Origin of the sequence: Janthinobacterium sp. 13 (assembly GCF_002749695.1) — a bacterium.
GTDB lineage: Bacteria > Pseudomonadota > Gammaproteobacteria > Burkholderiales > Burkholderiaceae_D > Janthinobacterium > Janthinobacterium kumbetense.
The window spans coordinates 660,248-685,389 of the sequence record NZ_PEEQ01000001.1 but is presented as its reverse complement, the minus strand read 5'-3'; the positions used below and the strand labels follow the sequence as shown (position 1 = coordinate 685,389).

16 protein-coding genes are annotated in these 25,142 nt (G+C 64.5%); 8 read left to right on the top strand and 8 right to left on the bottom strand.

Translation table 11 applies throughout. The features are described from left to right. Positions 1-9: 9 nt before the first annotated feature. Positions 10-771, top strand: a complete 762-nt coding sequence (locus CLU94_RS02810; protein ID WP_099664512.1) for a GNAT family N-acetyltransferase — start codon at positions 10-12, stop codon at positions 769-771. On the opposite strand, the gene CLU94_RS02805 is transcribed toward CLU94_RS02810, so the two are convergent. The 3 genes from CLU94_RS02805 to CLU94_RS02795 all read right to left on the bottom strand — a co-directional run bounded on the left by CLU94_RS02805 (position 704) and on the right by CLU94_RS02795 (position 7,589). Beyond that, complete coding sequence (locus tag CLU94_RS02805; RefSeq protein WP_099664511.1) at positions 704-6,166, bottom strand: CHAT domain-containing protein; 5,463 nt, start codon at positions 6,164-6,166, stop codon at positions 704-706. The two genes, CLU94_RS02810 and CLU94_RS02805, sit on opposite strands and share 68 nt — an antisense overlap. Before the next feature lie 261 nt (positions 6,167-6,427). Continuing rightward, positions 6,428-6,715: a hypothetical protein gene (locus CLU94_RS02800; RefSeq protein WP_034786045.1), complete on the bottom strand. Its 288-nt coding sequence runs from the start codon at positions 6,713-6,715 to the stop codon at positions 6,428-6,430. 181 nt (positions 6,716-6,896) lie between these two features. Further along, complete coding sequence (locus CLU94_RS02795; RefSeq protein ID WP_099664510.1) at positions 6,897-7,589, bottom strand: ABC transporter ATP-binding protein; 693 nt, start codon at positions 7,587-7,589, stop codon at positions 6,897-6,899. 322 nt (positions 7,590-7,911) lie between these two features. On the opposite strand from CLU94_RS02795, the gene egtD reads away from it, so the two are divergent. Together egtD and egtB are read left to right on the top strand one after the other, a co-directional pair. Continuing rightward, the gene (gene egtD, locus CLU94_RS02790; protein WP_099664509.1) at positions 7,912-8,904 is read left to right on the top strand and encodes an L-histidine N(alpha)-methyltransferase; all 993 of its coding nucleotides are present in this window, start codon (positions 7,912-7,914) and stop codon (positions 8,902-8,904) included. Between the two features lie 9 nt (positions 8,905-8,913). Further along, on the top strand, positions 8,914-10,155 hold the full coding sequence (gene egtB / locus CLU94_RS02785; RefSeq protein WP_099664508.1) for an ergothioneine biosynthesis protein EgtB: 1,242 nt from the start codon (positions 8,914-8,916) through the stop codon (positions 10,153-10,155). Between the two features lie 5 nt (positions 10,156-10,160). Here the strand turns inward: egtB and CLU94_RS02780 are convergent, their stop codons facing one another. Continuing rightward, positions 10,161-11,762: a methyl-accepting chemotaxis protein gene (locus CLU94_RS02780; RefSeq protein ID WP_257218657.1), complete on the bottom strand. Its 1,602-nt coding sequence runs from the start codon at positions 11,760-11,762 to the stop codon at positions 10,161-10,163. Positions 11,763-11,929: 167 nt separating this feature from the next. Further along, positions 11,930-13,636 carry a 2-isopropylmalate synthase gene (gene leuA / locus CLU94_RS02775; protein ID WP_099664506.1) on the bottom strand — a complete coding sequence of 569 codons (1,707 nt, stop codon included), beginning with the start codon at positions 13,634-13,636 and terminating at the stop codon, positions 11,930-11,932. A 483-nt stretch (positions 13,637-14,119) separates the two neighbouring features. Here leuA and tssF point away from each other — a divergent pair, with 483 nt between their 5' ends. From tssF to CLU94_RS02745, 5 genes are all read left to right on the top strand, one after another. Continuing rightward, the gene (gene tssF, locus CLU94_RS02765; RefSeq protein ID WP_180278573.1) at positions 14,120-15,961 is read left to right on the top strand and encodes a type VI secretion system baseplate subunit TssF; all 1,842 of its coding nucleotides are present in this window, start codon (positions 14,120-14,122) and stop codon (positions 15,959-15,961) included. Continuing rightward, a complete protein-coding gene (gene tssG, locus CLU94_RS02760) occupies positions 15,925-16,950 on the top strand; it encodes a type VI secretion system baseplate subunit TssG (RefSeq protein WP_099664503.1) in 1,026 nt (341 codons plus the stop codon). The genes tssF and tssG overlap by 37 nt, the downstream gene beginning before the upstream one ends. A gap of 79 nt (positions 16,951-17,029) precedes the next feature. Next, entirely contained in the window at positions 17,030-19,774 is a 2,745-nt protein-coding gene (locus tag CLU94_RS02755; RefSeq protein ID WP_099664502.1) for a type VI secretion system Vgr family protein, read from the top strand. Positions 19,775-19,814: 40 nt separating this feature from the next. Next, complete coding sequence (locus CLU94_RS02750) at positions 19,815-22,037, top strand: T6SS effector phospholipase Tle3 domain-containing protein (RefSeq protein ID WP_180278572.1); 2,223 nt, start codon at positions 19,815-19,817, stop codon at positions 22,035-22,037. A 554-nt stretch (positions 22,038-22,591) separates the two neighbouring features. Then, the gene (locus tag CLU94_RS02745; protein WP_257218656.1) at positions 22,592-23,425 is read left to right on the top strand and encodes a hypothetical protein; all 834 of its coding nucleotides are present in this window, start codon (positions 22,592-22,594) and stop codon (positions 23,423-23,425) included. A 14-nt stretch (positions 23,426-23,439) separates the two neighbouring features. On the opposite strand, the gene CLU94_RS02740 is transcribed toward CLU94_RS02745, so the two are convergent. The 3 genes from CLU94_RS02740 to CLU94_RS02730 all read right to left on the bottom strand — a co-directional run bounded on the left by CLU94_RS02740 (position 23,440) and on the right by CLU94_RS02730 (position 24,937). Beyond that, on the bottom strand, positions 23,440-23,709 hold the full coding sequence (locus tag CLU94_RS02740; RefSeq protein WP_257218655.1) for a barstar family protein: 270 nt from the start codon (positions 23,707-23,709) through the stop codon (positions 23,440-23,442). Between the two features lie 14 nt (positions 23,710-23,723). Next, on the bottom strand, positions 23,724-24,386 hold the full coding sequence (locus CLU94_RS02735) for a hypothetical protein (RefSeq protein WP_099664498.1): 663 nt from the start codon (positions 24,384-24,386) through the stop codon (positions 23,724-23,726). 107 nt (positions 24,387-24,493) lie between these two features. Next, positions 24,494-24,937, bottom strand: a complete 444-nt coding sequence (locus CLU94_RS02730; protein ID WP_099664497.1) for a hypothetical protein — start codon at positions 24,935-24,937, stop codon at positions 24,494-24,496. Between the last annotated feature and the right edge of the window lie 205 nt (positions 24,938-25,142).

The window sequence follows — 25,142 nt, the reverse complement described above, 5'->3', positions numbered from 1 at the left end:
GATGAAACCATGCAGAACATAGTCGCATCAAACGAAGCCAAGGCCCGGCCGGTCCAACTGGTGCTGAGCCAGGCCACGACCGCGGCGGAATTGCGCGAAGTCCAGCGTTTGCGTTACAAGGTGTTTATCGAGACCATGGGCTTGACGTCGCTGGCCAACGCCGATGGCCTCGACAGCGACGAATTCGATGCGCACTGCGATCATCTGATCGTGCGCGACGCCGATACCCTGAAAGTGGTGGGCACCTACCGCGTGCTGAGCGCGGCCAAGGCCGCCAAGATCGGCCGCCTGTATTCGGAAAACGAGTTCGACCTGAGCCGCCTGAAGAACCTGCGCGGACGCATGGTCGAAGCGGGCCGCGCCTGCATTCACCCGAAATACCGGGGCGGCAGCGTGATCATGCTGCTGTGGTCCGGCCTGGCCGAGTACATGCGCCGCGAGCGCTGCGACTACCTGGTCGGCTGCGCCAGCATTAGCCTGGCCGATGGCGGCCATAACGCCGTCGCCGTGTACCAGGCGCTGGCCGAAAAGCACATGGCCCCAAGCGAATACCGCGTCACGCCGCACCTGCCTTTCCCCATCCACCAGGTGGAAGCGGCGCACAAGCCGCAGGTGCCGCCGCTGATCAAGGGCTATCTGCGTTCGGGCGCCTGGATTTGCGGCGAACCGGCGTGGGACCCTGATTTCGAAAGCGCCGACATGTTCATGATGATGCCGCTGGCGAATCTGGACGAGCGCTATGCGCGCCACTATGGCGTGGTGCCTGGCTAAGAGCGGGAAGTGAGGACTGCAGCTGGCTGGCCAGCGCCTGCACGGCGCTGCGCAAGCCGGTTTCCGCGCCGTCGGGCGGCAGCAGTTCGAGCAGGAAGCGCAGCGGCGCCGTGATCGCCTCGGGTTCGCCGATGCTGCCGTAGCGCCGCACGGCGTCGTGGTACAGGGCCAGGAATGCGGTGCGCGCGGAGGCGTCGAAAGGCTGGCCGTCCGGCGCCTGCCACAGGGCCGCCAGCAGGGCGGCGCGCACGGGGGCGCCGGCGTCGATGGCGCGGTGTTCGTCCGCGTGGCGCTGGCGCGCATAGGCGATGGCGTCGTGCAGCAGGTCGCCCAGCTGCGGATCGAGCGCGCGCCAGGCGCCGCTGTCGCCATGGGCTTTCAACAGCAGGGCGCCCGCCAGCACCTGGAAAATCAGGTCGCAGTCGGCCACGCCGCTGCGCCGCCGCGCTTCCTCCAGCGCGGCCAGGCAGGCGTCCGTCATGGCGCGCAGGGCGGGCGCGCCGGAGCTTCCTGCGCGGCAGGCCAGGCGCGCCTGCAAGGCCCAGTAGCGGCCCAGCAGGGCCAGGCGCTGCGCCGTGGGCGCCAGCGCCACCAGCAGGTCGATATGCTGTTTTCCATCCTGTAGCAACTGCCGTCCCTGTGGCATATCCGGCACGGCCGGCAGCTCGATGCCGGCGCCCGCATCGAGGCCGCACAGGGCCGCGCCCTGGCGTATTTCCAGTTCCGCCCAGTGCGCCAGCGCACGCAAGCCCACCTTGCCGTCGGCCGCGCTGTGCGCCGCCCGGTAGTGTTCGATGGCGCGCAGGGTGTTCTCCAGGCCACCGAGGCCGGCCCGCGTGGCGGCCATGTTTTCGCGGATGTCGGCGCAGCCGAAGAAGCGGGCGCGCACGGCTTCCTCGATGCTGCCCAGCTTTTCCTCGATGGCCGCGCGGCGCGCCGCATCGGCGCCCGCCAGGCGCGCGTGCAGGGTTTCCAGGTCGGCCAGCAGGTGGCCGTGGTAGTGGTAGTCGGGCGCTTGCCAGGGCCGGCTCTGCGTGTTCGGGAAGCGGTAGCGGTCGTCGCCATACGCCTGGTAGGCGCCCCAGGTGTTTGAGGCCGGGAACTGCAGGTACGCCGCCTCGCGCGCCAGGCGCACGGCGTCGCCGAAATATTCGCCGCTCAGCATGGCGTGATAAAAGCTGTGCGCGAAGATGCTGGCCGCCTGGTCGTCGATGCGCCAGCCGGCCGCGATCACCGCCTGCGAACCCATTTCGATGAAGGCCGTGGCCAGGCTGGCGGCCAGTTTCGACCACGGCGCGATGGCATCCGGGCGCATGTCGCCCAGGTGGCAGCAATTGATGAAGACGAATTGCGGCACGCGCTTCAATTTACCCACCTGCGCCGCCGTCAGCCGCGTCTTCGGCCCCAGCACCAGGCCCGTATGGGCGATGCCGGGGCCGGCCACTTCGCCATGGCCGGCCAGGTGGATGGCGAAATAGCGCTCGTCGAACAGGTGCACCAGCACGCGCTGCGCCTGCGGGCGCAGCAGCTCGCGCACCTGGTAGCCGTACGCGCCGAACATGCGCGCCACGTCCTGCGCCTCGGCCTGCGCGGCGGGCAGCTCGGGCAGGCCGGAATCGGTGTCGCCGATCACCAGCACGCTGTTGCTGGGCGGGCTGACGGCCGATGGCTGCTCGCGCAGGCTGGCCAGCTGGCGCACCATGCCGATGCGCGTCGACAGCGGGCTTTCCTCGCTGCCCGCCTCGTCGCGCATCAGCTCCCACGGATAGATGGCGGCGCTCTGGTCGACGGCCAGGATCAGGCCGCGCATCTCGGGGATGGCCGCCTTCAGGCCATTGGGCAGCATCAGTTCATACAGTGCGCGCGACAGGCCCGGCTGGTCGGTGGTGTTGTCGGTGGCGTCCATGATCAGGCCATCGACGGCTTGCCGCTGGTTCGGCTCCTCGTCGACGCTGTTGTGGGCGCGGTCCGTCAGCACGGTGAAGCGCAGGGCGCCGGACAGGTCGGCGGCGACGATCTGCACGCGGCGCCAGCCATTGTCGCCGCTCAGGCTGGGCAAGATGCGCCGGTAGCCGCCGGGGCTGTGGCGGATGCGCTGCTCGAACGTGAAGCTGCCCTGGTAGCGCGCCTCGGCCATGATCTGCTCGATGGCCATGGCGGCCGCGATGGCGCGCGCCTCCGACTGTTCGTAGATGGCGATATGGCCGATGCGGCAAGCCATGCCCGCGTCTTCCAGGCGCCGGTTGGCGCTGCGCGCGCCGTCGAGCAGGGCCCGCGCGCACAGGGCGATGCTCAAGCCGCCATAGCCGGAACCGGACAGCAGGCTGGCCACGCGCAAGCCGTGCTCGCCCATCGGCGGCGCGGCCGCATGGCCGGCGGCGCGCACCTGCAGGCAGACGCACGCGTATTCGAGCAGGCCGCCGGCAAAGGCGCGCGCCAGTTCGCCCGGCGTCAGCTCGCCCAGCGCGCCCAGTCCGATGACGATGGCGCCGCCGGGCCGGCGCGCCGCATCGGGCTGCAGCACCACCAGGGCGGAGTCGGGGCGCTGCGGAAAGCGTCCCAGCGCGTGGATTTCCTGCAGCTTGCCCGCCAGCAGGCGGTCGAGAAAACTCATGCTGCCGCGCAGCGATTCGGCGGCGTAGCAGCCGCTCATGACGGGCGCGTCGGCAGAGGCCATGCTGCCGTGGATGATGGATAGGCTCAGCTGCGGCGCGCGGCTCTCCGGCGCGATGGCGGGGCCGGCGGCGCCGAGGGCGGCGTCGAGCAGTTCCTGCGGCTGCGGGTACAGCGGCGTGGCGTCGGGGGCGTACGGATGGAAGCGGGGCGGGGCGCCGCCAGGCGCGTGCGGCGGGTGCCGCGGCAGGGCCGCGGCCTGGCCGCTGTCGAGCAGCTGCGCGATGGCCGGGTAGTATTCCTTTTGCAGCAGCAGGTCGCCATGCGCCACCGGCAGGTAGCAGGCCGCCACGCCGTCCGGCACCGCGCCTTGCCAGGCCGTGCGGCCATCGCCGTCCGGCGACCAGGCTGTCTCGATGCCGCCGTCGCGCAGGCGCAGCGCCACCGGCGTGTCGGCGCAGCCGGCCAGGTAGCTGCAATGGCGGGCGTCGGGCGGGGCCGCTTCCAGCAGGGCCACGGTGGCGCGCGCCGCGGCCAGCGCCTGGGCCTCGGGCGCCTGCCAGCCGCCGGGCAGGCCCGCCTGCGCGTCGCCGGCGGCCAGCTGCGCCCACGCGCCGGCGTCGAAATAATCGATGCCGCCCGGCTGCGGCCACGGCAGCATGTCCAGCACGCCGGGAAAGGCGCGCACGAAGCCGAGAAACTGGCGCCGCGTGTGCTTCCAGCCTATCCAGCACGCCAGCATCTGCACCAGCCGGTCGCGCCCCAGCAGCACTTGCACCATCGCCTGCGTGCCGCGGTTGGCCGTGCCCACCTGCAGCAGGCGGCTGCCGGGCAGGGCGCCGAAGCGCTGCCAGCGGTCTTTCAGGGCCAGGCGCGCCACCAGCCCGCCCATGCCATGGGCAACGATGCGCAGCGGCTGGCCGCGCTGTTCGGCGTCGCGCATGGCCTCGTCGAGCACGGGCAGGAAGGCGTTGCCGGAGTGCTGCAGCGACAAGCGCCAGTCATAGGCAAAGGGCCGCACTTCCTGGCTTTGCGCGAGAAAGCGGGCAAACGGTTCATAGCAGGACTCGACCCAGCCGGCGCTGACGATGTGCGGCTGGCCCACGGCCAGGCGTTCGATGCGCCCTTCGACCAGGTTGACGGGGTCGAACCAGATGCGGTTGCTGCCCACTTGCAGGTGGCTGCCCATGATGTCGGGCAGCAGCAGCACGATGGGCGCGTGCGCGCGCCGCTTCGGCACTTCGCCGCCGCGCGCCAGGGGGCCGTGCTCGATGCCGGGCAGCGGCAGGTAGGCGGTCTCGTCGCCGGTGAGCGCCTGCACGGCGGCCAGGCCGGACGGCGCGCGCTCGAAATAGTTGAGGTGGTGCGCGTGCGGCCCGCGCAGCAGCAGTTGCCGCACGGGGGTGCTGCGCGTGGCGCCGCCGGCCATCGAGGCGCAATTGACCACCAGGTCGTTCTGCCCGCCATACAGCTGGTCGTCGAGGCAGTCGCCCAGCCAGCCCAGCAGGCCATCGCCGCTGCACGCGCCGGCCAGCACATGCAGCGGGCTGGCCACGCGCACGTCGGGCGCATTGAGCAGCGCCACCAGGGGCGAGTCGGGCATCATCGCTTCCAGGCCCGGCAGGATGCGCGCGTCGCAGCGCTGCTGCACCACGGCCAGCAGGAAAGCCATGGCGCCATCGGGCAGGCCGCCGTGGAGCAGCAGGTTGAACATCGCGCTGGCCCAGCGGTCGAGGCGGCCCGACATCAAGGTGGTGCCGCGCGCCGGGCAAGCCACGCGCACGAAGCGGGCGATGCGGATGGCGCGCGTCTTCAGTTCCATGCTCAGGTCGCGCAGGCGCGCCGCATCCCCGTCGTAGCCGCCGCGTCCGCCCAGCCGCGCCTGCGCCGTGAAGTGGTCGATATCGTGGCTGTTGAACGCTTCGCCGCCCACCGTGTTCTCGCTCAGCCGCTCCAGGCCGTCGCCTGCCAGGTCGACGGCGCCGCGGCTGTCGATGCGCTGCGCCCGCGCCAGCAATTCGCCCAGCAGGCCGCCGCGCGAATGGCTCAGCAGGTGCAGCACGGCGCCGTGCGGCAACTGGCGCACGAGGGCCAGCGCGTTCTCGATGGGGCTGTCGCTGAGGCTGCGGTGCTCATAGCCATAGATGCGGTTGCCGTACTGCGCCGCCAGTTGCGGCGCCAGGCCATTGCGCCACAGGCCGGCAAAGCTGCGCTGGGTCGACGAAGCCGTGCCGTGCAACAACAGCAGCAGCGGTTCCGGCCCGGCGGGCAGGCTGGCGACGGCCGTCATGCTGCCCGCCTCGATGCCGCAGCGGTACAGGCCCAGGCGTTGTTCCAGCTGGCGATCCTGGAAGGCGCCCGCCGCCGCCAGCGCCGTCATGGCGGCGCCGCCGCAGCGGTACACGCGCACGGCCCGCAGCATCCAGGCGCCCAGGCCGTCGCGGCTGGCGCCCGGCGGCGGGTGCGCCGCCTGCGGGCGCAAGGCCAGTCCCACTTCGATGCTGGCTGGCGCGCCGTCGCGCGCCAGCGTGGCCGGCCCCAGGTAGCGTGGCAGGTCCAGGCTGCCGGCGAGCAGCGAACTGCCGTCGCACAGCAGCAGTTGCACGACGTCGTCCGGGCCGATATCGAGGGCGATGCGGCAACTGCCGATGCCGCGCGCGCCGGACAGCACATGGGTCTGGCTATGCCAGCCGGGCGCGGCGGGGCAGTCGCCGGCGCTGGCGAGGGGATCGCGCGTGAGCGTCAGGCGCAGCACGGGCGGCGCAAGGGGATCGCTGGACATGCGGTTGGGATCGCTGGTTAAAAGCTGACCTTGATGCCAGCGCGGACCATGCGTGTTGTGTCAGATCAAGTTTGAGTGGAAATGCAGGGGAGAAGCTGGGAGGGCGCTGGAAGGCAGAGAAACGGTCAGCATGGTTTGGGCTGGGTCTCTTCGCTATCGTGTCCGGATGCGGTGCGGTGAACGAACTACGCGAATTGTATGGCAAAAGTTCATGGCGCCGGGAACCTGGGTGCCTGGCATGGCATTACAACAGCGGGTAACTCAATGGACTGGCGTGGCGGACAGTTCCTTCAGTTCGCGGATGGTGATGTCCGATTTTTCATGCATGCGCAATAAAATCGTTGCACCGACCGACAGTTTGCCGTGACGAATCTTGCTGATGATGGGGGGCTGTACTTCCAGTACACGGCACAGTTCCGCATCATTTTTCAGGTTCATCTTCTCGATCAGGGTGTCGAGCAGCTTGTTGGGCACAAAACTCGATGGTTCGAGCGCACGCGCCCGGTTCATCGCTTCAATCATTTCCAGCTTCTTTTGCCGAACGTTCATTTACTCCTCCTTCAGGTTATGCAAGGGACGAGACCACTTTGGGTGGTCCCGGCTATAGTTCGTCATCGCAGTACGGCTGTCTGGGTGACGTAGTACAACATTCGCGTTAAAACATTGATAACCAGGCAAGTGTTTTCAATAATACTACGATAACAAAACTTGTGACAGATGGTCAGTTAAATTAACTGATTGTTTGATCAATTTGGTTGACGATTGTTGTATTTTGTAGTCCGCTTTTAGTCAATATCATGGTTCTGTCCGCCATTTCGGCGGCGGCCAGCGAATGCGTGACCATGATCGCGCAACTGCCGTTGGCCTTGATTTCGGCGCGCAGCAATTGCAGGATGTTGTGTGCCGTGTCCGGGTCGAGGTTGCCGGTAGGCTCGTCGGCCAGCACCAGCGCCGGCTTGTGCACGAGCGCGCGGGCAATGGCCACGCGCTGCATTTCACCGCCGGACAATTGCTGCGGAAAGTCGCCGCCGCGTCCGCCCAGGCCGACCGCCTCGAGCATGCTGGCGGCACGCTCCTGGGGCAGTCCGTTGAGCAGCAGCGGCAGGGCCACGTTTTGCAGCAGGGTCAGGTGCGGCAAGACGTGGAAAGCCTGGAAAATAAAGCCCATGCGGGCGCGACGCAGCCGGGTGGCGGCGGCGTCATCGAGGCTGGACATGGCAATGCCGTCCACCAGGATAGGGTGCGCTTCGGCACCCGCGTCGGGCGTATCGAGGCCGGCGATCAGGTTCAGCAAGGTCGACTTGCCCACGCCCGAGTCGCCCATGATGGCGATGAATTCCCCCGCCTTGAAACGGCAGGAAATGTTGGCCAGCACGGGACGGGCATTGGCATAGGACTTCGACAGATGGCGCAATTCGAGCATGGTGTTAACGGCTATCGTAAAGGGAGGCACGCGGGGGAGAGGGGGGCCTGGGAACTGCAAAGGGGCGCGGATTGTTTGGCCGGCAATGTGTAGTATACGACAGGCTTATGCTTTTTGCTTGGCAATACCACTTTTGCGTGCACGCCGCCGATATGGACCCTAAGTTACCTGCCGCACGGCTGGCTTGCGCGGATTCCGTTATGATGGAAAAAAGTCATCGGCAAGGCGCCGGCCAAGCACTACGGCAGGGGCTGCGCGCCCGGTGGCCGACCGTGCAAGCCTTTCGTGAAACTAGTGAACCTAACATTGACGACGCCAGCCCATGACCATGCCACTTGCGCAACAGCAGTCCGATTTCCGCCCCGCCAGCCACGCCGCCGCGGCCAGCGCCACTCCTGCCACGATAGCCGAGATCAGCAGCGGCCTGCTGGCGCACCAGGCCTGGACCTCGCCCAAGTACCTGTACGACGCGCTCGGTTCGAAACTGTTCGAAGCCATCTGCGCCTTGCCCGAGTACTATCCGACGCGCACGGAAGCGGCCATCTTCGCCCGCCACGGCGCCGAGATCGCGCATGCCGTGGGGCCGGGCAGCACCCTGATCGACCTGGGCGCGGGTAATTGCGCCAAGGCCGCCAGCCTGTTCCCCCTGCTGCACCCGGCCCAGTACGTGGCCGTGGATATTTCCTACGATTTCCTCAGCGAATCGCTGAGCCGGCTGCAGCAGCGCTTCCCGCACATCGAGATGACGGGCCTGGGCCTGGATTTTTCCAGCCGCCTGGACTTGCCCGACAGCGTGCGCGAGGCGCGGCGCCTGTTCTTCTATCCCGGCTCGTCGATCGGCAATTTTGCTCCAGAGCAAGCGACCGCCTTCCTGCGCCGCCTGCGCGCGAATGCGGATGGCGATGGCGGCCTGCTGATCGGCGTCGACCTGGTCAAGGACGACGCCATCCTCGACGCCGCCTATGACGATGCGCTGGGCGTCACGGCCGCCTTCAACCTGAACATGTTGCGCCACGTGAACGGGCTGATCGGCGCCGATTTCGACGTGCGCGCGTGGCAGCACCACGGCTTTTTCAATGCCGACGAGCTCCGCGTCGAAATGCACCTGGAAGCGCGCAGCGAACAAGTTGTCCATTGGAAAGGTGGCCAGCGGCGCTTCGCGAAAGGCGAGCGCATCCATACGGAAGACAGCTACAAATACACGCGCGCCACCTTCGTCGGCTTGCTGGAGCAGGCAGGATTTTCCACCGTGCAAGTCTGGACGGACCCGCAGCAGTGGTTTGCCGTCATTTACGCACGCGTGATTCGCGACTAAAAGGCGACGATGCTGATCGATCATTACCATCAAGTGCGCCAGCATTCTCTGCGGCTGGCCGAACCCCTGTCCGACGAGGATTGCGGCGCGCAATCGATGCCGGACGCCAGTCCCGTGAAGTGGCATCTCGCGCATACCACCTGGTTTTTTGAAACGTTTATCCTGGAAAGCATGGAAGCGGCGTTCGCGCCTTTCCACCCGGCCTTCCGCGTGCTGTTCAATTCGTATTACAACGGCGTGGGCGAGAAGCACCCGCGCGCCCAGCGGGGCTTGCTGACGCGCCCCGGCATGGATGTCGTGCGCGCCTACCGGGCCAATGTCGATGCGCGCATCGCGCGCCTGCTGGCGGGCGAACTGGCGCGCGACGAGCGCGAACGGCTGACCATGCTGCTGGCGCTGGGGCTCGAGCACGAGCAGCAGCACCAGGAGTTGCTGTTGACGGATGTCAAGCATCTGCTGGCGCAGAGCGCCCTGTTTCCCGCCTACCTGGAGCGCGGGGACAGTGGGCTTGCGCCAGCGCAAGAACACGCGCAGCCCACGGCCTGGCTCGCCTTCGACGGCGGCCTGGCGCTGATCGGGCATGCGGGCGACGGTTTTTGCTTCGACAATGAATTGCCGCGCCATCCGCAATACGTGGCGCCCTTTGAACTGGCCAGCGCGCTGGTGACGAATGGCGACTATCTCGCCTTCATCGAGGCGGGCGGCTACCGCACGGCGCACCTGTGGCTGGCTGAAGGGTGGGACTGGGTGCGCAGCCAGCAACTGGCGTGTCCGCTGTACTGGCAGCGCGATGACGCCGGCCGCTGGCAGGAATTCACCTTATTCGGCTTGCGCCCGCTCGACCTCCAGGCGCCGGCCACGCATGTATCGTTGTTCGAGGCGGACGCCTATGCGCACTGGGCCGGCGCGCGCCTGCCGACGGAAGCGGAGTGGGAAGTGGCGGCGCAAGGTGTCGCCGTGGAAACGGGCCAGCTGCATCCGGCCGCCGGCGCGCCGGGCGCAGGCTTGCGGCAAATGTTCGGCCACTGCTGGCAGTGGACCAGCAGCAGCTACGCGCCATATCCGGGTTACCGCACGGCGCCCGGGGCGCTCGGCGAATACAACGGCAAGTTCATGCTGAATCAATACGTGTTGCGCGGCTCGTCGTGCGCCACGCCGGCCGGCCATGCGCGCGCCAGCTACCGCAATTTCTTCCCGGCCGGTGCGCGCTGGCAATTTTCCGGCATCCGCCTGGCGCGCCAGGTGGAATAAGCGGCTTAGTGCAGGCGCGGAACGGACGGGGCAGGGCGGCTTGGCGCCTGGCCTCCAGCGCTCTGTTCCAGCTTGAACTGGCTGACGAGGGTTTCCAGGTCGCCCGCCTGTTCATGCATGGCCGCCGCCGCCGCGGCCGCTTCCTCGACGAGGGCCGCGTTTTGCTGCGTCGTCTGATCCATCTGCATGATGGCGGCATTGATTTGCTCGATGCCTTCGCTTTGCTCGTGGTTGGCGACGCTGATTTCACCGACGATGGCGCTGACCCGGCCCACGCTGGCCACCACTTCATCCATCGTGGCGCCCGCCTGGCTGACCAGCTGCGCGCCCTGGTCGACCCGGCTGACGGAGTCGGCAATGAGTTCCTTGATTTCCTTGGCGGCCGCCGCCGAGCGCTGCGCCAGGTTGCGCACTTCGGAAGCCACGACGGCGAAGCCCCGTCCCTGCTCGCCGGCCCGTGCCGCCTCGACGGCCGCGTTCAGGGCCAGGATATTCGTCTGGAAGGCGATGCCGTCGATCACGGCGATGATATCGACGATCTTGCGCGACGAGGCATTGATGGCGTCCATGGTGCCGATCACTTCCGCCATGGCCGAGCCGCCGCGCTGCGCGATGGCCGATGCCGAGCGTGCCAGGCTGTCGGCCTGGCGCGCATTGTCGCTGTTGCTGCGCACGGTACCCGTCAGTTCGATCATCGACGAGGCCGTCTCTTCCAGCGCGCTCGCTTGCGCTTCCGTGCGGGCCGACAGGTCGGCATTGCCGCTGGCAATCTGGCTCGACGCCACGGCGATCGTGCCCGTACCGCCGCGCACCTGGCCCACCAGGGTGGCCAGGTTGGTGTTCATGTCGCGCAGCGCCTGCAGCAGCTGGCCCGCTTCATCCTTGCCGTCGGCCACGATTTTGCTGCTCAGGTCGCCTCCGGCCACGGCTTGCGCCACGCGCAAGGCATACGCGATCGGCGTAGTGATCGAGCGCGTGACCCACCAGGCAAAGAGCACGCCCAGCAGCAGGGCGGCCGTGCCCAGGCTGGCCATCAGCACATTGGCGGCGGAAATATTCTGCTTGATTTGCTGGCCGCCATGCACGACCACGCCGCGCTGGATTTCATTCAGGTGGTTGACCGTCTTTTGCAACTGGTTCAGGGCGGGCAGGGTGTCGTCGCGCACGTGCACGGCCGCTTCCGCGCGCTGTCCCGCCACCAGCAGCTTGTCGGCCTGGCTGAACGACACGACATAGGCCTTGCGCTGCTGCTTCAGGGTGGCCAGCAGTTCCTTGCCTTCAGGCAGCACGATCAGGCGGTCGAGCACGACCAGCGCATCGGTGATGGTGGCCTTGTTGGCGTCGATTTCGCCGTGGATGGCGTTGGCGCGGGCCGGATCTTCATGGATGAACAGTTCCAGCACCAGTGCCGCGTTCGAACGCGTGGTACTGCGGATGGTGGCGATGGCGTCGGCCTTGGCCCAGTCTTTCTCGATGATGGCTTCGCTGAGCGCACCGATCTTATCCAGGCGCAGCAGGCCCGTGCCCACCAGCACTGCCATCAGCAGCAGCACCACGCCGAAACCGGCACCCAGGCGCACGCCTATCTTCATATCCGTTAATTTCATACTGATTCCCTCGGTAGCTAATGATCTGTCTCCGGTGGTCTTGTTATGAAACAATTATACGGCTGGTGATACCTGATTTGCACTACTAATTGCCATATAGAAATGAAAAAGCGGCACGGCGATCAAGCCGTACCGCTTTTTCTCCCTCTGGAGCGCGCCGAAATTGCTTAGGCAGCGCTGGCGGCCACGTCGGCCGCTGTTGTTTTTTCGGCTTCCGTTTGCCCGATGCGGCGGTTCACGGCGGACAGCACGGCCTTGAACGAGGCGGTGACGATATTGCTGTCGATGGCGGCGCCGAACAGGGTCGGGCCGTTGTCGAGGCGCAATTCCACGTAGCAAGCCGCTTGCGCATTGGCGCCGGAGCCGATCGAATGCTCATGGTAATCCATCAGCTTGATGTCGAGACCGAGCGCATTGACGAAGGCATCGATGGGGCCGTTGCCGCCGCCTTGCAGGGCCAGCGGCGTCTGGCGGTGCGACAGGCTGATGTCGATCTGCACGGATTCGTCGCTGCTCGTGTCTTCCACCATGCGGTGCGAAGCGTAGGCGTACGGCGCCGTCTGCTCCAGGTATTCGCGCTGGAAGATGTCGTGGATATCCTGCGCGGCGATTTCGCGGCCCGTGGCGTCGGCCACGGCTTGCACGGCGCGCGAGAATTCGATCTGCAGGCGGCGCGGCAAGACCAGGCCGTATTCCTGTTCCAGCAAGTACGCCATGCCGCCCTTGCCGGACTGGCTGTTGACGCGGATCACGGCGTCGTAGCTGCGGCCCAGGTCGGCCGGATCGATCGGCAGGTACGGCACTTCCCAGATGGCGCCGGCTTCTTGCTTGGCGAAACCTTTCTTGATCGCATCCTGGTGCGAACCGGAGAAGGCCGTGAAGACCAGGTCGCCCGCATACGGGTGGCGCGGGTGGACGGGCAACTGGTTGCACTCTTCCACGCACTTGCGCACGGTATCGATGTCGGAGAAATCCAGGCCCGGATGCACGCCTTGCGTGTACAGGTTCATCGCCAGGGTGACAAGGTCGACGTTGCCGGTGCGCTCGCCATTGCCGAACAAACAGCCTTCCACGCGGTCGGCGCCCGCCATCACGGCCAGCTCGGCCGACGCGACGGCCGTGCCGCGGTCGTTATGCGGGTGCACGCTGATGATGATGGAATCGCGGCGGGCCAGCTTGCGCGACATCCATTCGATCTGGTCCGCATACACGTTGGGCGTGCTGCATTCCACGGTCGAGGGCAGGTTGATGATCATCTTGTTGGCCGGCGTCGGCTTCCAGATGGCGCTGACGGCGTCGCAGATATGCTTGGAGAAATCGAGTTCCGTGGTGGAAAACGATTCCGGCGTGTATTCAAAACCCCATTCCGTTTCCGGATGCTGCGCCACCAATTGCTTCACGAGGGTGGTGCCGGTGGTGGCGATATTCGTGATTTCTTCGCGCGACATGCCGAACACGACTTTGCGGAACACGGGCGCCACGGAGTTGTACAGGTGCACGATGGCGCGCTTGGCGCCGACGACGGATTCCACCGTGCGGCGGATCAGCTCTTCGCGCGACTGGGTCAGCACGATGATGGTGACGTCGTCCGGGATGCGGCCTTCATCGACGAGCTTGCGGACGAAATCGAAATCCGTCTGTGATGCCGATGGGAAACCCACTTCGATTTCTTTCAGGCCGATGGCGATCAGCATGTCGAAGAACCGCAGCTTCTTTTCCGCGCTCATCGGCTCGATCAGCGACTGGTTGCCGTCGCGCAAGTCGGTGCTCATCCAGATAGGCGGTTTGCTGATGATCTGGTTCGGCCATTGACGGTCGGTCAATTTGACGGGAGGAAAGGCGCGGTATTTGGAAGCTGGGTTTTGCAACATCATGATCGGGTACTCCTGAAGATAGGGGGAAATCAATGGTTGTGGCGCAAGCTTGCCGGGCGGCCACGCAACACTAGGCCAGGCAAGCGATCGGTAGCGATAGCAGTGCAGCGACGATGCCAGCGGGGGCGGTCGCAGTGGGGATTACGTGTACGAATGGGGATGGTGCAAACATCATCAAACCTTCCAGGGTTTTTGAAACACGCCGGCGTGTGGCCAGGCGAAGCAATGCGGCAAACTTATGCGCGTGCTAGTAGTAGTCGCGATAGCGACAGCAGGGAAGGGGAGGAATGTTTGAAGGAGGACATGTACTTAATGTACGGGAAATTGGGCGGGGCTGTCAAGCATATTTCAGCAGGGAACGATGCTGCCGCCACGCCGCAGGTCGACTTATTGTTCTGGCGCAATTTACTTTTTTATCATTATTGAATAATGCAGTTTCCGTCTGGCGATGTGTGTCGCCCGTCCTGCCTTGGAGCCGCCGGCATGGAATCTTTGCTGAAATACTATGAACTCGAACTGGGCATGCTGCGTACGCATCAGCAGGAATTTGCCGCGCGCTATCCTGGTGTCGCTGCCGCACTGGGCATCGTGGGCAGCAATTGCCAGGACCCCCACATTGAACGCCTGATCGAGGCATATGCCCTGTGCAATGCCCGCACGGCCAAGAAGATCGATGACGCACGCCGTGTCTTCACCGAGTCCATGCTGGAAGTGAATTTCCCACACTACCTGAGGCCGTTTCCAGCGTGTTCGATTGCCCATGTGGACGCCAGTGGTGCGCCGGGCCAGGCGCGTGACGGCATCGATATGTTGCCGCGCGGAACCTTGATGCATGCAGCCCAATATCAGGGTGTCGTCTGCAAGTTTCGCACCGCTTATGATGTGGTGCTGGCACCGCTCCGCCTTGCCGGCGCGCGTTTCATTCCCATCATTGATGTGACTGCGGCGATGCATTTGCCCGCCGACATCGCGACCGCGATCGCCATCGAGATCGTCTCCACGTCGGCCACCGGCACGCTGGAGCAATGCACGCTGCCTGCCGTGCGCGTCTTCATCGACGGCACGCCATCGCTCGCCGCCACGTTGCGCGATGCCCTGTTTCTGCATGCCGCGCACGCGTGGGTCGAGGCGGGAGGCGTACAGTTGCCACTGCCGCAAGTGCCGCTGCGTGCCGTCGGTTTCTTGCCGGATGAAGCGCTGCTGCCGCGCAAGCCGGGCTCGCATCGCGCCTATTGCCTGCTGACCGAATACTTTGCCTTCCCTGAGAAATTCCAGTTTTTTGATATCGACCTTGGCTTGATTACGCCACGCTTGCCGCCCGGATGCGAGCGCTGGACCTTGCACCTGGGCTTGCGGGACATCGCTGCCGGCAGCGCTGGCGCACGTCTGCTGCGCTCTGTATCGGCAAGCAATCTGCTGCTTGGCTGCACGCCGGTCATTAACTTGTTCCAGCAGGCGGCAGCACCGATCAGGCTGGCGCAAACGCACAGCGAGTATCCCTTGCTCGCCGAACATAAATATGCGCATGCGTATGACATCCATAGTGTCGACGCCGTGCGCCTGGTGCGGCAGGGGGCCAATGCCGGCACGGTCACGCAATGCCAGCCGTTTTATGCCATGCACCATGGGCAGCCTGCCGGGGCGAAGAGCCCTTGCTGGGTACTGCGGCGCGATGAGGCGCGGGCGCTCGCCCATCCCGGTTACGAAAGCAGCCTGGCGTTTGTCGACAGCGACGAGGACGATACGCATGGGGGCATGGCGACGGTATCGGTCGACCTGACGTGCAGCAATCGCGATTTGCCGGGCGCATTGCCATTCGGTTCGCCCGGCGGCGATCTGCGGCACGAGGGGGCGGCTGGCGCGCTGCCGGTGCGCCTGTTGCGTCAACCGAGTCCGGCGTACCGCTTTAAAGCCGACTTGGCTGCGCAAGCCCGGTTGCTGGCATTGCTGTCATTGAATCATCAATCCTTGCTGGACGATGGCGTGGCGCTGTTTCAGGAAATGCTGACGCTGCATGATTTGCCGGCTTCCCTGATGTCGCAACGGCAAATTCAGGGCATCAAGGCATTGACGCACCGCGCCAGCAGCACCTGGATGCCCGACGCCAGTGGCGGCGTACTGGTGTTTGGCATCGACGTCTTGCTGACAGTGGAGGAAGAAGCCTATATCGGCAGTGGCCTGCATGTCTTTGCGCAAGTGATCGACCATGTGCTGGGCATGTATGTGCATGTGAACAGCTATTGCCGTTTGTTCGTGATTTCGCACAAAAGCGGGAAGGAGTTGCTGCGATGCCTGCCCCGCAATGGCCAGCAAACGCTGGCGTAGTCGCGCTGCTGTCACAGGCGCCGTACCGTTTCGGTTTCTTCCAGACCGTACGCCTGCTCGAACGCTGGCTATGCCGGCAGGGAGCGTGCGCGGAGTCGGCCTTGCACGATGGATTGCGTTTCCATCATAGCGTTGCCCTGGTCTTTCCTGCCTGCGAGATAGAGGCAGTGTGGCATGACAGCGAGCATGGCCGCCTGCACCTGCGGCCCAGTTTCACGGGTTTGCTGGGTGTGAACGGCACCTTGCCCCTGCACTATACGGAGCGGCTGGTGCGCCAGGAGCGGGCAACGGGGAATGCCGGTGCGCGTGCCTTTCTCGACGCCCTGTCGCAACGCGCTCCCGTGCTGTTGTATCAGGCCTGGGCCGGCAGTCGGATTGAGTGCCAGGTCGACGCCAGCGGCCGCCCCGGCTTCCTGTCATTGCAGCTGGCGCTGGCTGGCGCCTGGCCTTCGCGCCTGGCAAGCACCGGCGCATTGCCACCGGAAGCGCTCGCTTACTACGCGGCGGCGCTGCGGCAGCGGCCCGTCAGCGCCGCATGGATGGCCGACGTGCTGGCCGATTATTTCAACGTGCCCTTGCGCATCGAATCGTTCGTCAGCACCTGGCGCGTGCGCCCAAGCGATGAGCATTCGCTGCTCAATCGCAGCAATGCGAGCCTGGGGCAGGGGGCCATGCTGGGTGCCCGTTGCCGGCGCAGGGATTTGCGCGTGCGCCTGTGCCTGGGCCCTCTGACGCGGGCACGGTTCGACGATTTTCTTCCTGGAAATTCGGGCGCACTGGCCTTGAAAAGCATGTTGAGCCTGTTTGGCCTGCCTTGCGTGCAATACGACATCCGTCTGATCCTGCGCGCTGCCGATGTGCACGGCAGCACCCTGGCGGCTCGGCAGGGTGCTGCCTGCCTCGGGCAAGCTGCGCGTTTGCTGGCGGGAGCGGCAGGCAGCGACTGCGACGCCATGCACTATGACGTCCGATTTCCCGGTTCCGCTTGACGCGCCGCAATTGGCCGCCGGTAAATAGATGAATACTGATGAGCTTGGGACGATGCGTGTCGGCATGCAGGGAGGTGGAATGGATAGCGCGGAAGAATTCATGCTGGGGGCGAAGGAGTTGAACTCCAGCAACCGGCCATTGCGCCTGCGGCTGGCGTATGCGGACGGCGTGAACGATGATGTGCTGTTGCCGCAGCAGGTGCATGGCCGTGAAGCCATTTGCGGCAGCCTGGAGTACGACATACGTTGCGTTTCGCTCGATGCGCATCTGCCGCTCAAGCAGTTCATCGGCGTGCCGGCGGAGTTGCAGATCGTGACCGACGCAGGACAGTTGCGCAGCGTGTGCGGCATCGTCGGGCAGGCATCCGCCGGACTGAGCGATGGCGGCCTCGCCACCTACCAGCTGGTGCTGCACGATACGCTGACGTTGATGGAGAAACGCCGCAATACGCGTGTTTTCCGTGGCAAGACGGAGCTGGAGATCGTCGAATTGCTGATTGCCGAATGGCGGCTGGGCAGCACCATCATCGGCACCACGTTTGCCTGCAAAATCGATCAGGCCTTGGCCGACCGTCGATTCCCGGCCCGTGAATTGACCATGCAGCACAATGAATCCGATGCCGCATTCATCCGGCGCCTGTTGCGGCGGCGCGGCATTTCCTGGGTCATCCAGCCTGGCGCCGCACTGAGCGGGGCATCCGACGCCGTGCCCTCGCACGTCCTGTTGCTGTTCGATGATGCCAGCCGCCTGCCCGAGAATGCGGCGCCGGTGATCCGCTACCACCGCGCGGACGCCACGGAGGAGAGCGATACCATCACGGCCTGGGGCGCCGTGCGCACCTTGCAAGCCGGCAGTGCCGGCTTTCACAGCTGGGACTATGCGGCGCCGCGTAACCGCCAGTTCATGCAGGTGGACGCTGGCGGGATGGCGGATCAGGGAAGCAGCGGCAATAGTTTTGCCGCCAGCCTCGACGATTATCTGGTGGCGACGCCGCACCTGGGCAATGACGCCGAGGATTTTCGACGGCTGGGCTTGCTGGCGATGGCACGCCATGACGTGGAAACCAAGTGCTTTCATGGCGAAGGCGTGGTGCGCACGCTGTGCGCGGGGCAGCAGTTCAGTTTGGCGGGACATCCGGAGATCGATCAGCACCGGCCGGAGGGCCGGCGTTTCCTGGTGACGGCATTGGAGGTGCATGCCAGCAACAATCTGCCGCAAGCGCTGGATGCGCGCATCGCGCGCCTGTTCGCCTCGAATGGCTGGCAGGGGCAAGGAACGGCCTGGGCGGCGGGCGAGACGGGGCCAGGAACGCCGCGTTATCGCATGCGCTTTCGCTGCGTGCGTTCCAGCGTGGCCCTGGTGCCCGCCTTCGATCCGCAGCGCGATGTGCCCCAGCCGCAACTGCAAAGCGCCATCGTCGTCGGACCCGGCGGCGAAGAAGTGCATTGCGACGAGCAAGGGCGCATCAAGGTGCGTTTCCCCGCTACCCGCGCTGCCGATCATGCGCACGCGCAAGGTTCCGGTGCCTCCGATACGGAGCGCGACACGGCCTGGCTGCGTGTCGTCAGCAACTGGGCTGGCGATGGACAGGGCAGCGCGCACCAGTGCGGCACGCTGGCATTGCCGCGCGTCGGCTCGGAAGTGCTGATCGGATTTCTGGCCGGCGATCCCGACCGGCCGATTGTCCTGGGGCAATTGTTCAATACGGTGGCGCCGCCACCGGCGCTCAGCAAGCGGGGCGCGCTGCCGGGCAACCGCTACCTGGCGGGCATGCGCAGCCGCGAAGTGCGGGGCCAGGGCGGCAATCAGCTGCGTTTCGACGATACGCCCCGGCAAATCAGCGTCCAGCTGGCCAGCGACCACGCCGCCACCGAGCTCAACCTGGGATTTCTCGTCGAGCCGCGCGCGGGCGGCGCGGGCCGCCAGCGTGGCGACGGATTCGAGTTGCGCAGCGATCATGGCGGCGCCGTGCGCAGCGGCAAGGCATTGCTGCTGTCGGCCTGGCGCCGGCTCGACGCCGCAGGCGGCCAGCTATCGGCCGAGGAACATGTGACCCTGATGCAGGAGTGCTTGAACCTGTTCAAATCGCTGGGCGAGTATGCTGGCGCGCACCAGGCGCTGCCGGTCGACGTGGCGCCCGCCGCCGCCTTGAAAGAAGCGGTGGCTGGTGCCGAGGCGCCTGCGGCCAGCCTGACGGCGCCTGCGGGGCTGGCGCTGAGCAGTCCCAAGACCATCGTCAGCTATGCCGGCGTGAATGTCGACACGGTGGCGCAGCAGCATGTGCACGTGATCGCCGGCCAGCGCTGCAGCGTACAGGCCGGCGATGGCGTTTCCGTGTTTGCTCACAAGGGCGGCATCGCCCAGATCGCGCACCATGGCAAATTTCTCATGCAGAGCCAGTTTGACGACATGCAGCTCAACGCCGCCAAGGCCCTGCAATTGACGGCGAATACCCGTCTGATCGGCATGGCGCAGGATGAAATCACATTCATGACGGCCGGGGGCGCCTATCTGAAACTGGCGGGCGGCAGCGTGGAACTGGGCGGCCCCGGTGCGCTGACCATCAAGACTGACGGCCATCACTGGAATGGGCCGGCCAGCAGCAAGGCTGAACTGCCGAGCTTTGATGAGGGCGACCTGGGCCGCATGCCGCAGGTGCTTTCCGGCCTCGACGGCAGTCCCGTCAGCGGCGTCAAGATCGTCGTCGAGCGCGAGGATGGCTCGCAGCACGTGGTCGATGCCGATGGCGAAGGCAAGGGCGCGGCCATCGTGGGCGACAGCCTGGAAAAACTCAAGGTGCGTATTTTCAGGCCGCGCGACTGAGCATGGATCGTGCATTGTCCACCATTCACGGGAGTCCAGCATGAGTGTACATAAGCCCAAGGCCGGTTCTTTGCCCTTCGATGAAAGCAAATACCTGCAGATAGGCGAAAACGATGGCCTGTTGCGCTTCGACCATGACACCTTGCCGATTACCACGCGCTTGCCCTTGCCGGGGATCATGATTTTCGTGCATGGCGTCAACTCCGATGGCGAGTGGTATGACGAGGCGGAAGCCGGTTTGTGCGCGGGATTGAATGCCCGCCTGCACCGGCGCGTACACGATGCCGGGCGGGGCGCCCAGGAAGGCATCGCCATGACGCCGGCCCGCTATCTGAAGCAGCTGACGCGCGACGGTTTCATCAATCCCCTGATGAAACCCAGAACCTTCATGGAGGGCGACGGCTATTCGCCCGTGATCCGTTTTCGCTGGGGTTACGCAGCCAATGATATCGAGTTACAGACGTATGGCGACGGCATCTTCCTGAATGAACAGAATTATTGGGGCGGCGGGCCCTTTGCCAATGGCTGCACTTCGCTGCCGGACTTGTGGGGCGAGGGCCTGTCGGACCAGCTATTCCTGTGGATGCAGATCCAGCACATGAATCCCACCAATGACCGGCAAGTGTACGCTTGCCCGCCACGGCCGTATTTCGTGCTGGCCGCCTACCGCCTGGCGCGGTTGATCGAGGCCATCCGGCAAAAGCAGGCCGATGTGCCGATCACCATCGTGTGCCACAGCCAGGGCAATATGGTCAGCATGGCGGCGGCCTTCCTGGGCGAGCGCCTGCCCAAGGTGGCGGACTCCCAAGGCAGGCTATGGCCTTGCATTGCCGATAATTATGTCCTGTGTAATCCACCCTACAGCGTGGTGGAAGACAACATGGCGGAGAACTGGACGTCGTCCAACCTGAAGGCGGCGGACGGCAGCACGGGCCGCCAGACGGCCGCGGCGCGCATCGACACGCTGGCGGCCTTTTTCGCCCTCATCGGCGAGCGGCGCGCCGCACAATGGCCGGCCGGGAAGATCGATCAGGCCATGAGCAGTGCGCACCACCCGTTCAAGGCGCAGCAGGATATCGATGCCTATGGCGTGCGGGGCGCGACCGTGGGCCGCGTGACCCTGTATTGCAATCCGCACGACCAGGTGATTTCGTCCTTGACGGTGCAAGGCATCGGCTGGCGCGGCTTGGCCGGCCCGGTGCTGAACAAGGACGGCCTGCCCAGGAGAGACCGCCAGGGCAAGGTCGACCCTGGCGAAATCGCCAGGGCAGGTGGCGAGGGAATATTTACCCAGCGCGTGTTTGCCGAGGGTTTTCCCGTCGGCGTAAAGGGCGCGTACGACTACTGGGGCGATCATCGTCCTGCCATTGATTTCGGCAGCGACCATTTCTGGAATCCGCCGTCCATGATTTCCACGTATAGCGTGGAAAAGGGGCTGGAGGCGCAAGAAAACTGGCTGTTCCAGATACTCACCGTGGCGTTTGCGCCCATCGCCATCGTGGCCACCACCTTGATGCGCAAGCGTATCAATGCCTCGCCCGACAAGTACTGGAAAATCCCGCTGGAAGCGCCCGACTTGCCGGAGAAGTTCTTCCCGCAGGCGAAGTTGTTTGGCGCGATCTGCCCCAGCTTTGACATGGGCCTGCATCCTCACGGCTGGGAACGCAACAAGGATGCCGCCCATCCGCAGGGCGACCCTTTCCATGGCGAGCGCGAGTTGCCGATACCGCGCGGCGGCCTGCATGGCGAAAAACAGCGCACGGACGCGGCGCGCGGCGATGAAGGCAGCGAAGCGGCCCTGCAATACGAATACCACGCCTCCCTGCGCATGATGGCCAAGCGCGAAGGCAAGGTCCAGAAAGACAAACATGTCACCGAAGAAGACCATCCCGAAACGGCAAGCGCCGAATACACCGCTTGGCGCCACCGGAAAATCCAGGCGGGCCTGGCTGGCAACGTCGGCACCTATGCCACCGATCACTCCACCATCCTCACCAACAGTGAGCACTCCAGAAAGGCGCTGGCGTATGACGTGGCCGTGGGCTGTTGTCATCTGCTGGAAACGGAGCTGCGGGAATTGAGGATGATGGCGGATTGGCGGTTTCTTAATGATTTTGAAGATAATGAAAAAATGAAAATTTTCAAGGAATATTTTAAAGAAGGTCGAATGAATGAAAAAACGGTTGCGAATTGGGCCGGGGCCTCAGTAGATGGGGCTATGCCGGGGAAGATAAGAGACGCGCGTGAAAATAGTGCGCCCTGAATTTTATTGTGGAATTTTCTTAATTAAGGTTGGTGATTATGGCTAAAAATCTTATATTTACTGCCTTGACTACGATGATGGCGACGATAGGTTTATCCTCATGCGCTGTTAAAACGGAAGTAAATGTTGGTGAAGGAGAAGTGGCTCCTAATGTGACTATGCCGTTTGTCGCACAAGTAGTCGGTGTGCAATGGCTAAATCCCCTACAACGACAGGATTATCCTACAGAGTGGCAGTTGCTTTGGACTCTTGGAAAGGTGAGGCCGAATGGCAAAGATGATATGGTTGAGTTGCATCCAGATATTTTTTCCAGTGTGCGATCTGTTTCTGGAATAGCCTCTTCCCTTAATGGGAAAGGGAGTTTTAAGAATTTCCATATTAAGTATGCTAATGAATTGATATCTCCATTTCATGGTATGTACTTTTCAAGTCCTACTTATTTCTACAACGCGCATGATGTAAAAAACAAAAAAGGCTGGAATGAATTGGCAGGCATCCATGTTGAGTACGCTTTGCCTGCAGAACGGTTTGATCCGCTTCTCGCAGGTGACGATTTGCGCAAGCAAATTACAAGCACTTTTTCCATCGGCAATCCGAACTTCCCCAACTCCTGGACCAAGTCCACCCCGCCCGACGTGCGTGTGACGGCCGGTGGCGCGCATGCCGGATTTGTTTCCCTGGCGGCCGCGCTCGATTACCTGCAGGCGCATCCGAAGGAAACAGTGTGGGTGATGAGCTGGGATGCGCCCAGTTTTCCGAAAGATGAGCAGATCAATGAAAACATGGTGTTGCTGGTGCTGGCCGGTCCCCATTACAAGACGGAGCGCGATGCGCTGGCGTGGATAGGCTACCCGGCCACGCAGCAGGTCAGCGCCTTTGCTGCGCAGAAGGGCTTGCCGCCGCCGACGGTGCAGGCGTGGCAGGCGACGCTGGCGCAGGCGGCCGCGAATGGACGCAAGACCGATGCCGATATCGGCTATGTGATCCACGATGCGCACAACGCGCATCCGGCTTCATCGGACCGCATCGCCTACCTGGCGCAAACCTTGACGATGGAATTGCCTGCCTTCGATTTTCTTCAGCAGACCTTCAATACGCCGGCCTTGCTGGGCGAGATGGGCGCCGCCACGGCCTTGACGAACGTGGCGCTGGGCATCGCGCAGGCGAATCACTTCGGCCAGAACGTGCTGGTGGCGGGCACCAGCGACGCCGGCCAGACGACTGGCGTGTTGATCTTGCCGCCGGCCAAGGTGCGGCCCATCGACCCCGTGAAACCGTGGTTCCGCGCGCGCGGCGGCGGCAATGCCTATCTGATGTGGTGGGGCATCCGCCATGCGTGGGCGACGCTGGATGCGGGGCAATTCAATGAGCAGGGTTACTCGAAGTAAAAGATGGTGACATGTCAGGCATAGCATAGCTGCGCCGCTTGGTCCGGCGCATCTTGCGCCATGCGCGCCAGGATGCGCTGCAGGATGGCCGCTTCGTCGGGCAGGCGCGCGGCGAAGGCTGGCCAGCCGCGCAGCTCCAGTTGTTGCGGCATGTCCACCAGGCCCGTGATGGCATCGTGGAAAGCATCCCAGTTCATGCCATAGAAGGAAGGAAAACCCAGTGCGGCGGCCAGCGCCGCGTGCAGCTGGCGCGGCGAGTTGATATCGCTCAAGTCGATTGACACAAGGGTTGGCCTCTTCACACTATTCCCTTGAGCAAGTTCTGCAGGTTTGCACGCATGCCGGCGACCACCGTTTCGTGCCGTTCCAGGATAGCGGGCGCATCCTGGAATGGTGCCGGGTCAAGATACAGGCGCGGCAAGTCGGCCACGGCCACGCCGCGCGGGCCGCCGCGCAGGATGTCGTCCGCATGCTGCTGGATCGAGTTGACGGCCGCCTGGATGCGCGGCGTCGCCGACGCGGCCAGGCAGGCGGCCAGCGCGGCGTCGAGGTCGGCGCGCGCGGGCGCCTGCGGCAGCACGGGGGCGGCGATCTGTTCCAGCGGCGACATGTTGACGGCCGGCTTGCGGTAGGCAAGCAAGGTGTCGAGCGCCATCAGCCGGTGCGGGCCGCCGCGCTGCAGCCAGTCCAGGATGCGTGGCCAAGGCGTGCCCAGGAGCGCCGCCGCCACGCCCCATTGTCCCGCCACGGGCGAGCCCACATTGGCGTCGATCCAGGCGAGGGCGGCCGGATTGCCCGTGTAGGCCAGCAAGGTGGCGTTCGACGAGCGCAGCGCGGGCGCCTGCGCGGCAAGGATGGCGGTCAGCCAGGCGAGGGCGCCGTCGGGCTGCTGCTGCGATAGCTGTTGGGCAAACGGGTCGCTCAGGGCGCGGCTGTCGGAAAATTGATATGCGTCGGACATGTTCTGTGATTCGGCGAGTGAGAAGAGTTTATATAGGTTGACTGCCTGCCTGGCCAGGGGCAGGGTTGCGCAATACACCGGACGCTGCGACGCCGGAGGGTTGGCTGCTACTGCGCCGATTTTTGGCAGCGTGCGGAAAAGTGCATGGTGGCGCTGTTTTCAAACGGGGAATTGATCTCGCCCTTTACTTCCTTCAATTTGCCGCTAAAGCGCATGGTCAGAGGGCCGCTGGCCGGTCCCGCGTCATACGTGCACGCCAGGTTGTCGCCGCTTTGCCGGCAGCCGTAGAAGTTGCTCGCCTTGCCGCGCTCGTCAACCATGAGGGTGCCTTGCGCCCCGTGCTGGTCGGGGGCGTCAAAGCTGAGCGCTATCGTGTGCTCCCCCGGATCCATGGGCATCTGCAAGTTCCCCGTGCAGGTAAAGCCCGCCATTTTCTCCGCGATGTTATTGGCGCCCTGCGTCGCCGCGACGGCGTTTGCGCCTGCCGCACCCAGCAGGGCGGCAACGAGCAGGCATGGATGGGCGATGAGGCGTAACAGGTCTGTTTTCATAAGCCGATCAATATAGGTTGGCTTGCGGCGCCAGGCTGGTGCGCGCAATTGATTATATTAAAAACAACATTAATGATGCGGTAAGCCAGGCGCCAGTCTAGCAGCCGCAGTGGCGCGCACGATTCGGAATCTTGTTATTTATTAACATTTAAGGCGGCCTTCAGTGCGGGCGGCCCCGCTTGCGCTACAATCGGCTCTCCTTTGT

What these genes read in the sequence shown, in the direction of transcription:
- CLU94_RS02735 (WP_099664498.1), bottom strand. Translation starts at nt 24,386, where the DNA reads ATGTCCGACGCATATCAATTTTCCGACAGCCGCGCCCTGAGCGACCCG.
- CLU94_RS02755 (WP_099664502.1), top strand. Translation starts at nt 17,030, where the DNA reads ATGGATAGCGCGGAAGAATTCATGCTGGGGGCGAAGGAGTTGAACTCC.
- egtB (WP_099664508.1), top strand. Translation starts at nt 8,914, where the DNA reads ATGCTGATCGATCATTACCATCAAGTGCGCCAGCATTCTCTGCGGCTG.
- CLU94_RS02780 (WP_257218657.1), bottom strand. Translation starts at nt 11,762, where the DNA reads ATGAAATTAACGGATATGAAGATAGGCGTGCGCCTGGGTGCCGGTTTC.
- egtD (WP_099664509.1), top strand. Translation starts at nt 7,912, where the DNA reads ATGACCATGCCACTTGCGCAACAGCAGTCCGATTTCCGCCCCGCCAGC.
- CLU94_RS02800 (WP_034786045.1), bottom strand. Translation starts at nt 6,715, where the DNA reads ATGAACGTTCGGCAAAAGAAGCTGGAAATGATTGAAGCGATGAACCGG.
- CLU94_RS02730 (WP_099664497.1), bottom strand. Translation starts at nt 24,937, where the DNA reads ATGAAAACAGACCTGTTACGCCTCATCGCCCATCCATGCCTGCTCGTT.
- CLU94_RS02805 (WP_099664511.1), bottom strand. Translation starts at nt 6,166, where the DNA reads ATGTCCAGCGATCCCCTTGCGCCGCCCGTGCTGCGCCTGACGCTCACG.
- CLU94_RS02750 (WP_180278572.1), top strand. Translation starts at nt 19,815, where the DNA reads ATGAGTGTACATAAGCCCAAGGCCGGTTCTTTGCCCTTCGATGAAAGC.
- leuA (WP_099664506.1), bottom strand. Translation starts at nt 13,636, where the DNA reads ATGATGTTGCAAAACCCAGCTTCCAAATACCGCGCCTTTCCTCCCGTC.
- tssG (WP_099664503.1), top strand. Translation starts at nt 15,925, where the DNA reads ATGCCTGCCCCGCAATGGCCAGCAAACGCTGGCGTAGTCGCGCTGCTG.
- CLU94_RS02810 (WP_099664512.1), top strand. Translation starts at nt 10, where the DNA reads ATGCAGAACATAGTCGCATCAAACGAAGCCAAGGCCCGGCCGGTCCAA.
- tssF (WP_180278573.1), top strand. Translation starts at nt 14,120, where the DNA reads ATGGAATCTTTGCTGAAATACTATGAACTCGAACTGGGCATGCTGCGT.
- CLU94_RS02795 (WP_099664510.1), bottom strand. Translation starts at nt 7,589, where the DNA reads ATGCTCGAATTGCGCCATCTGTCGAAGTCCTATGCCAATGCCCGTCCC.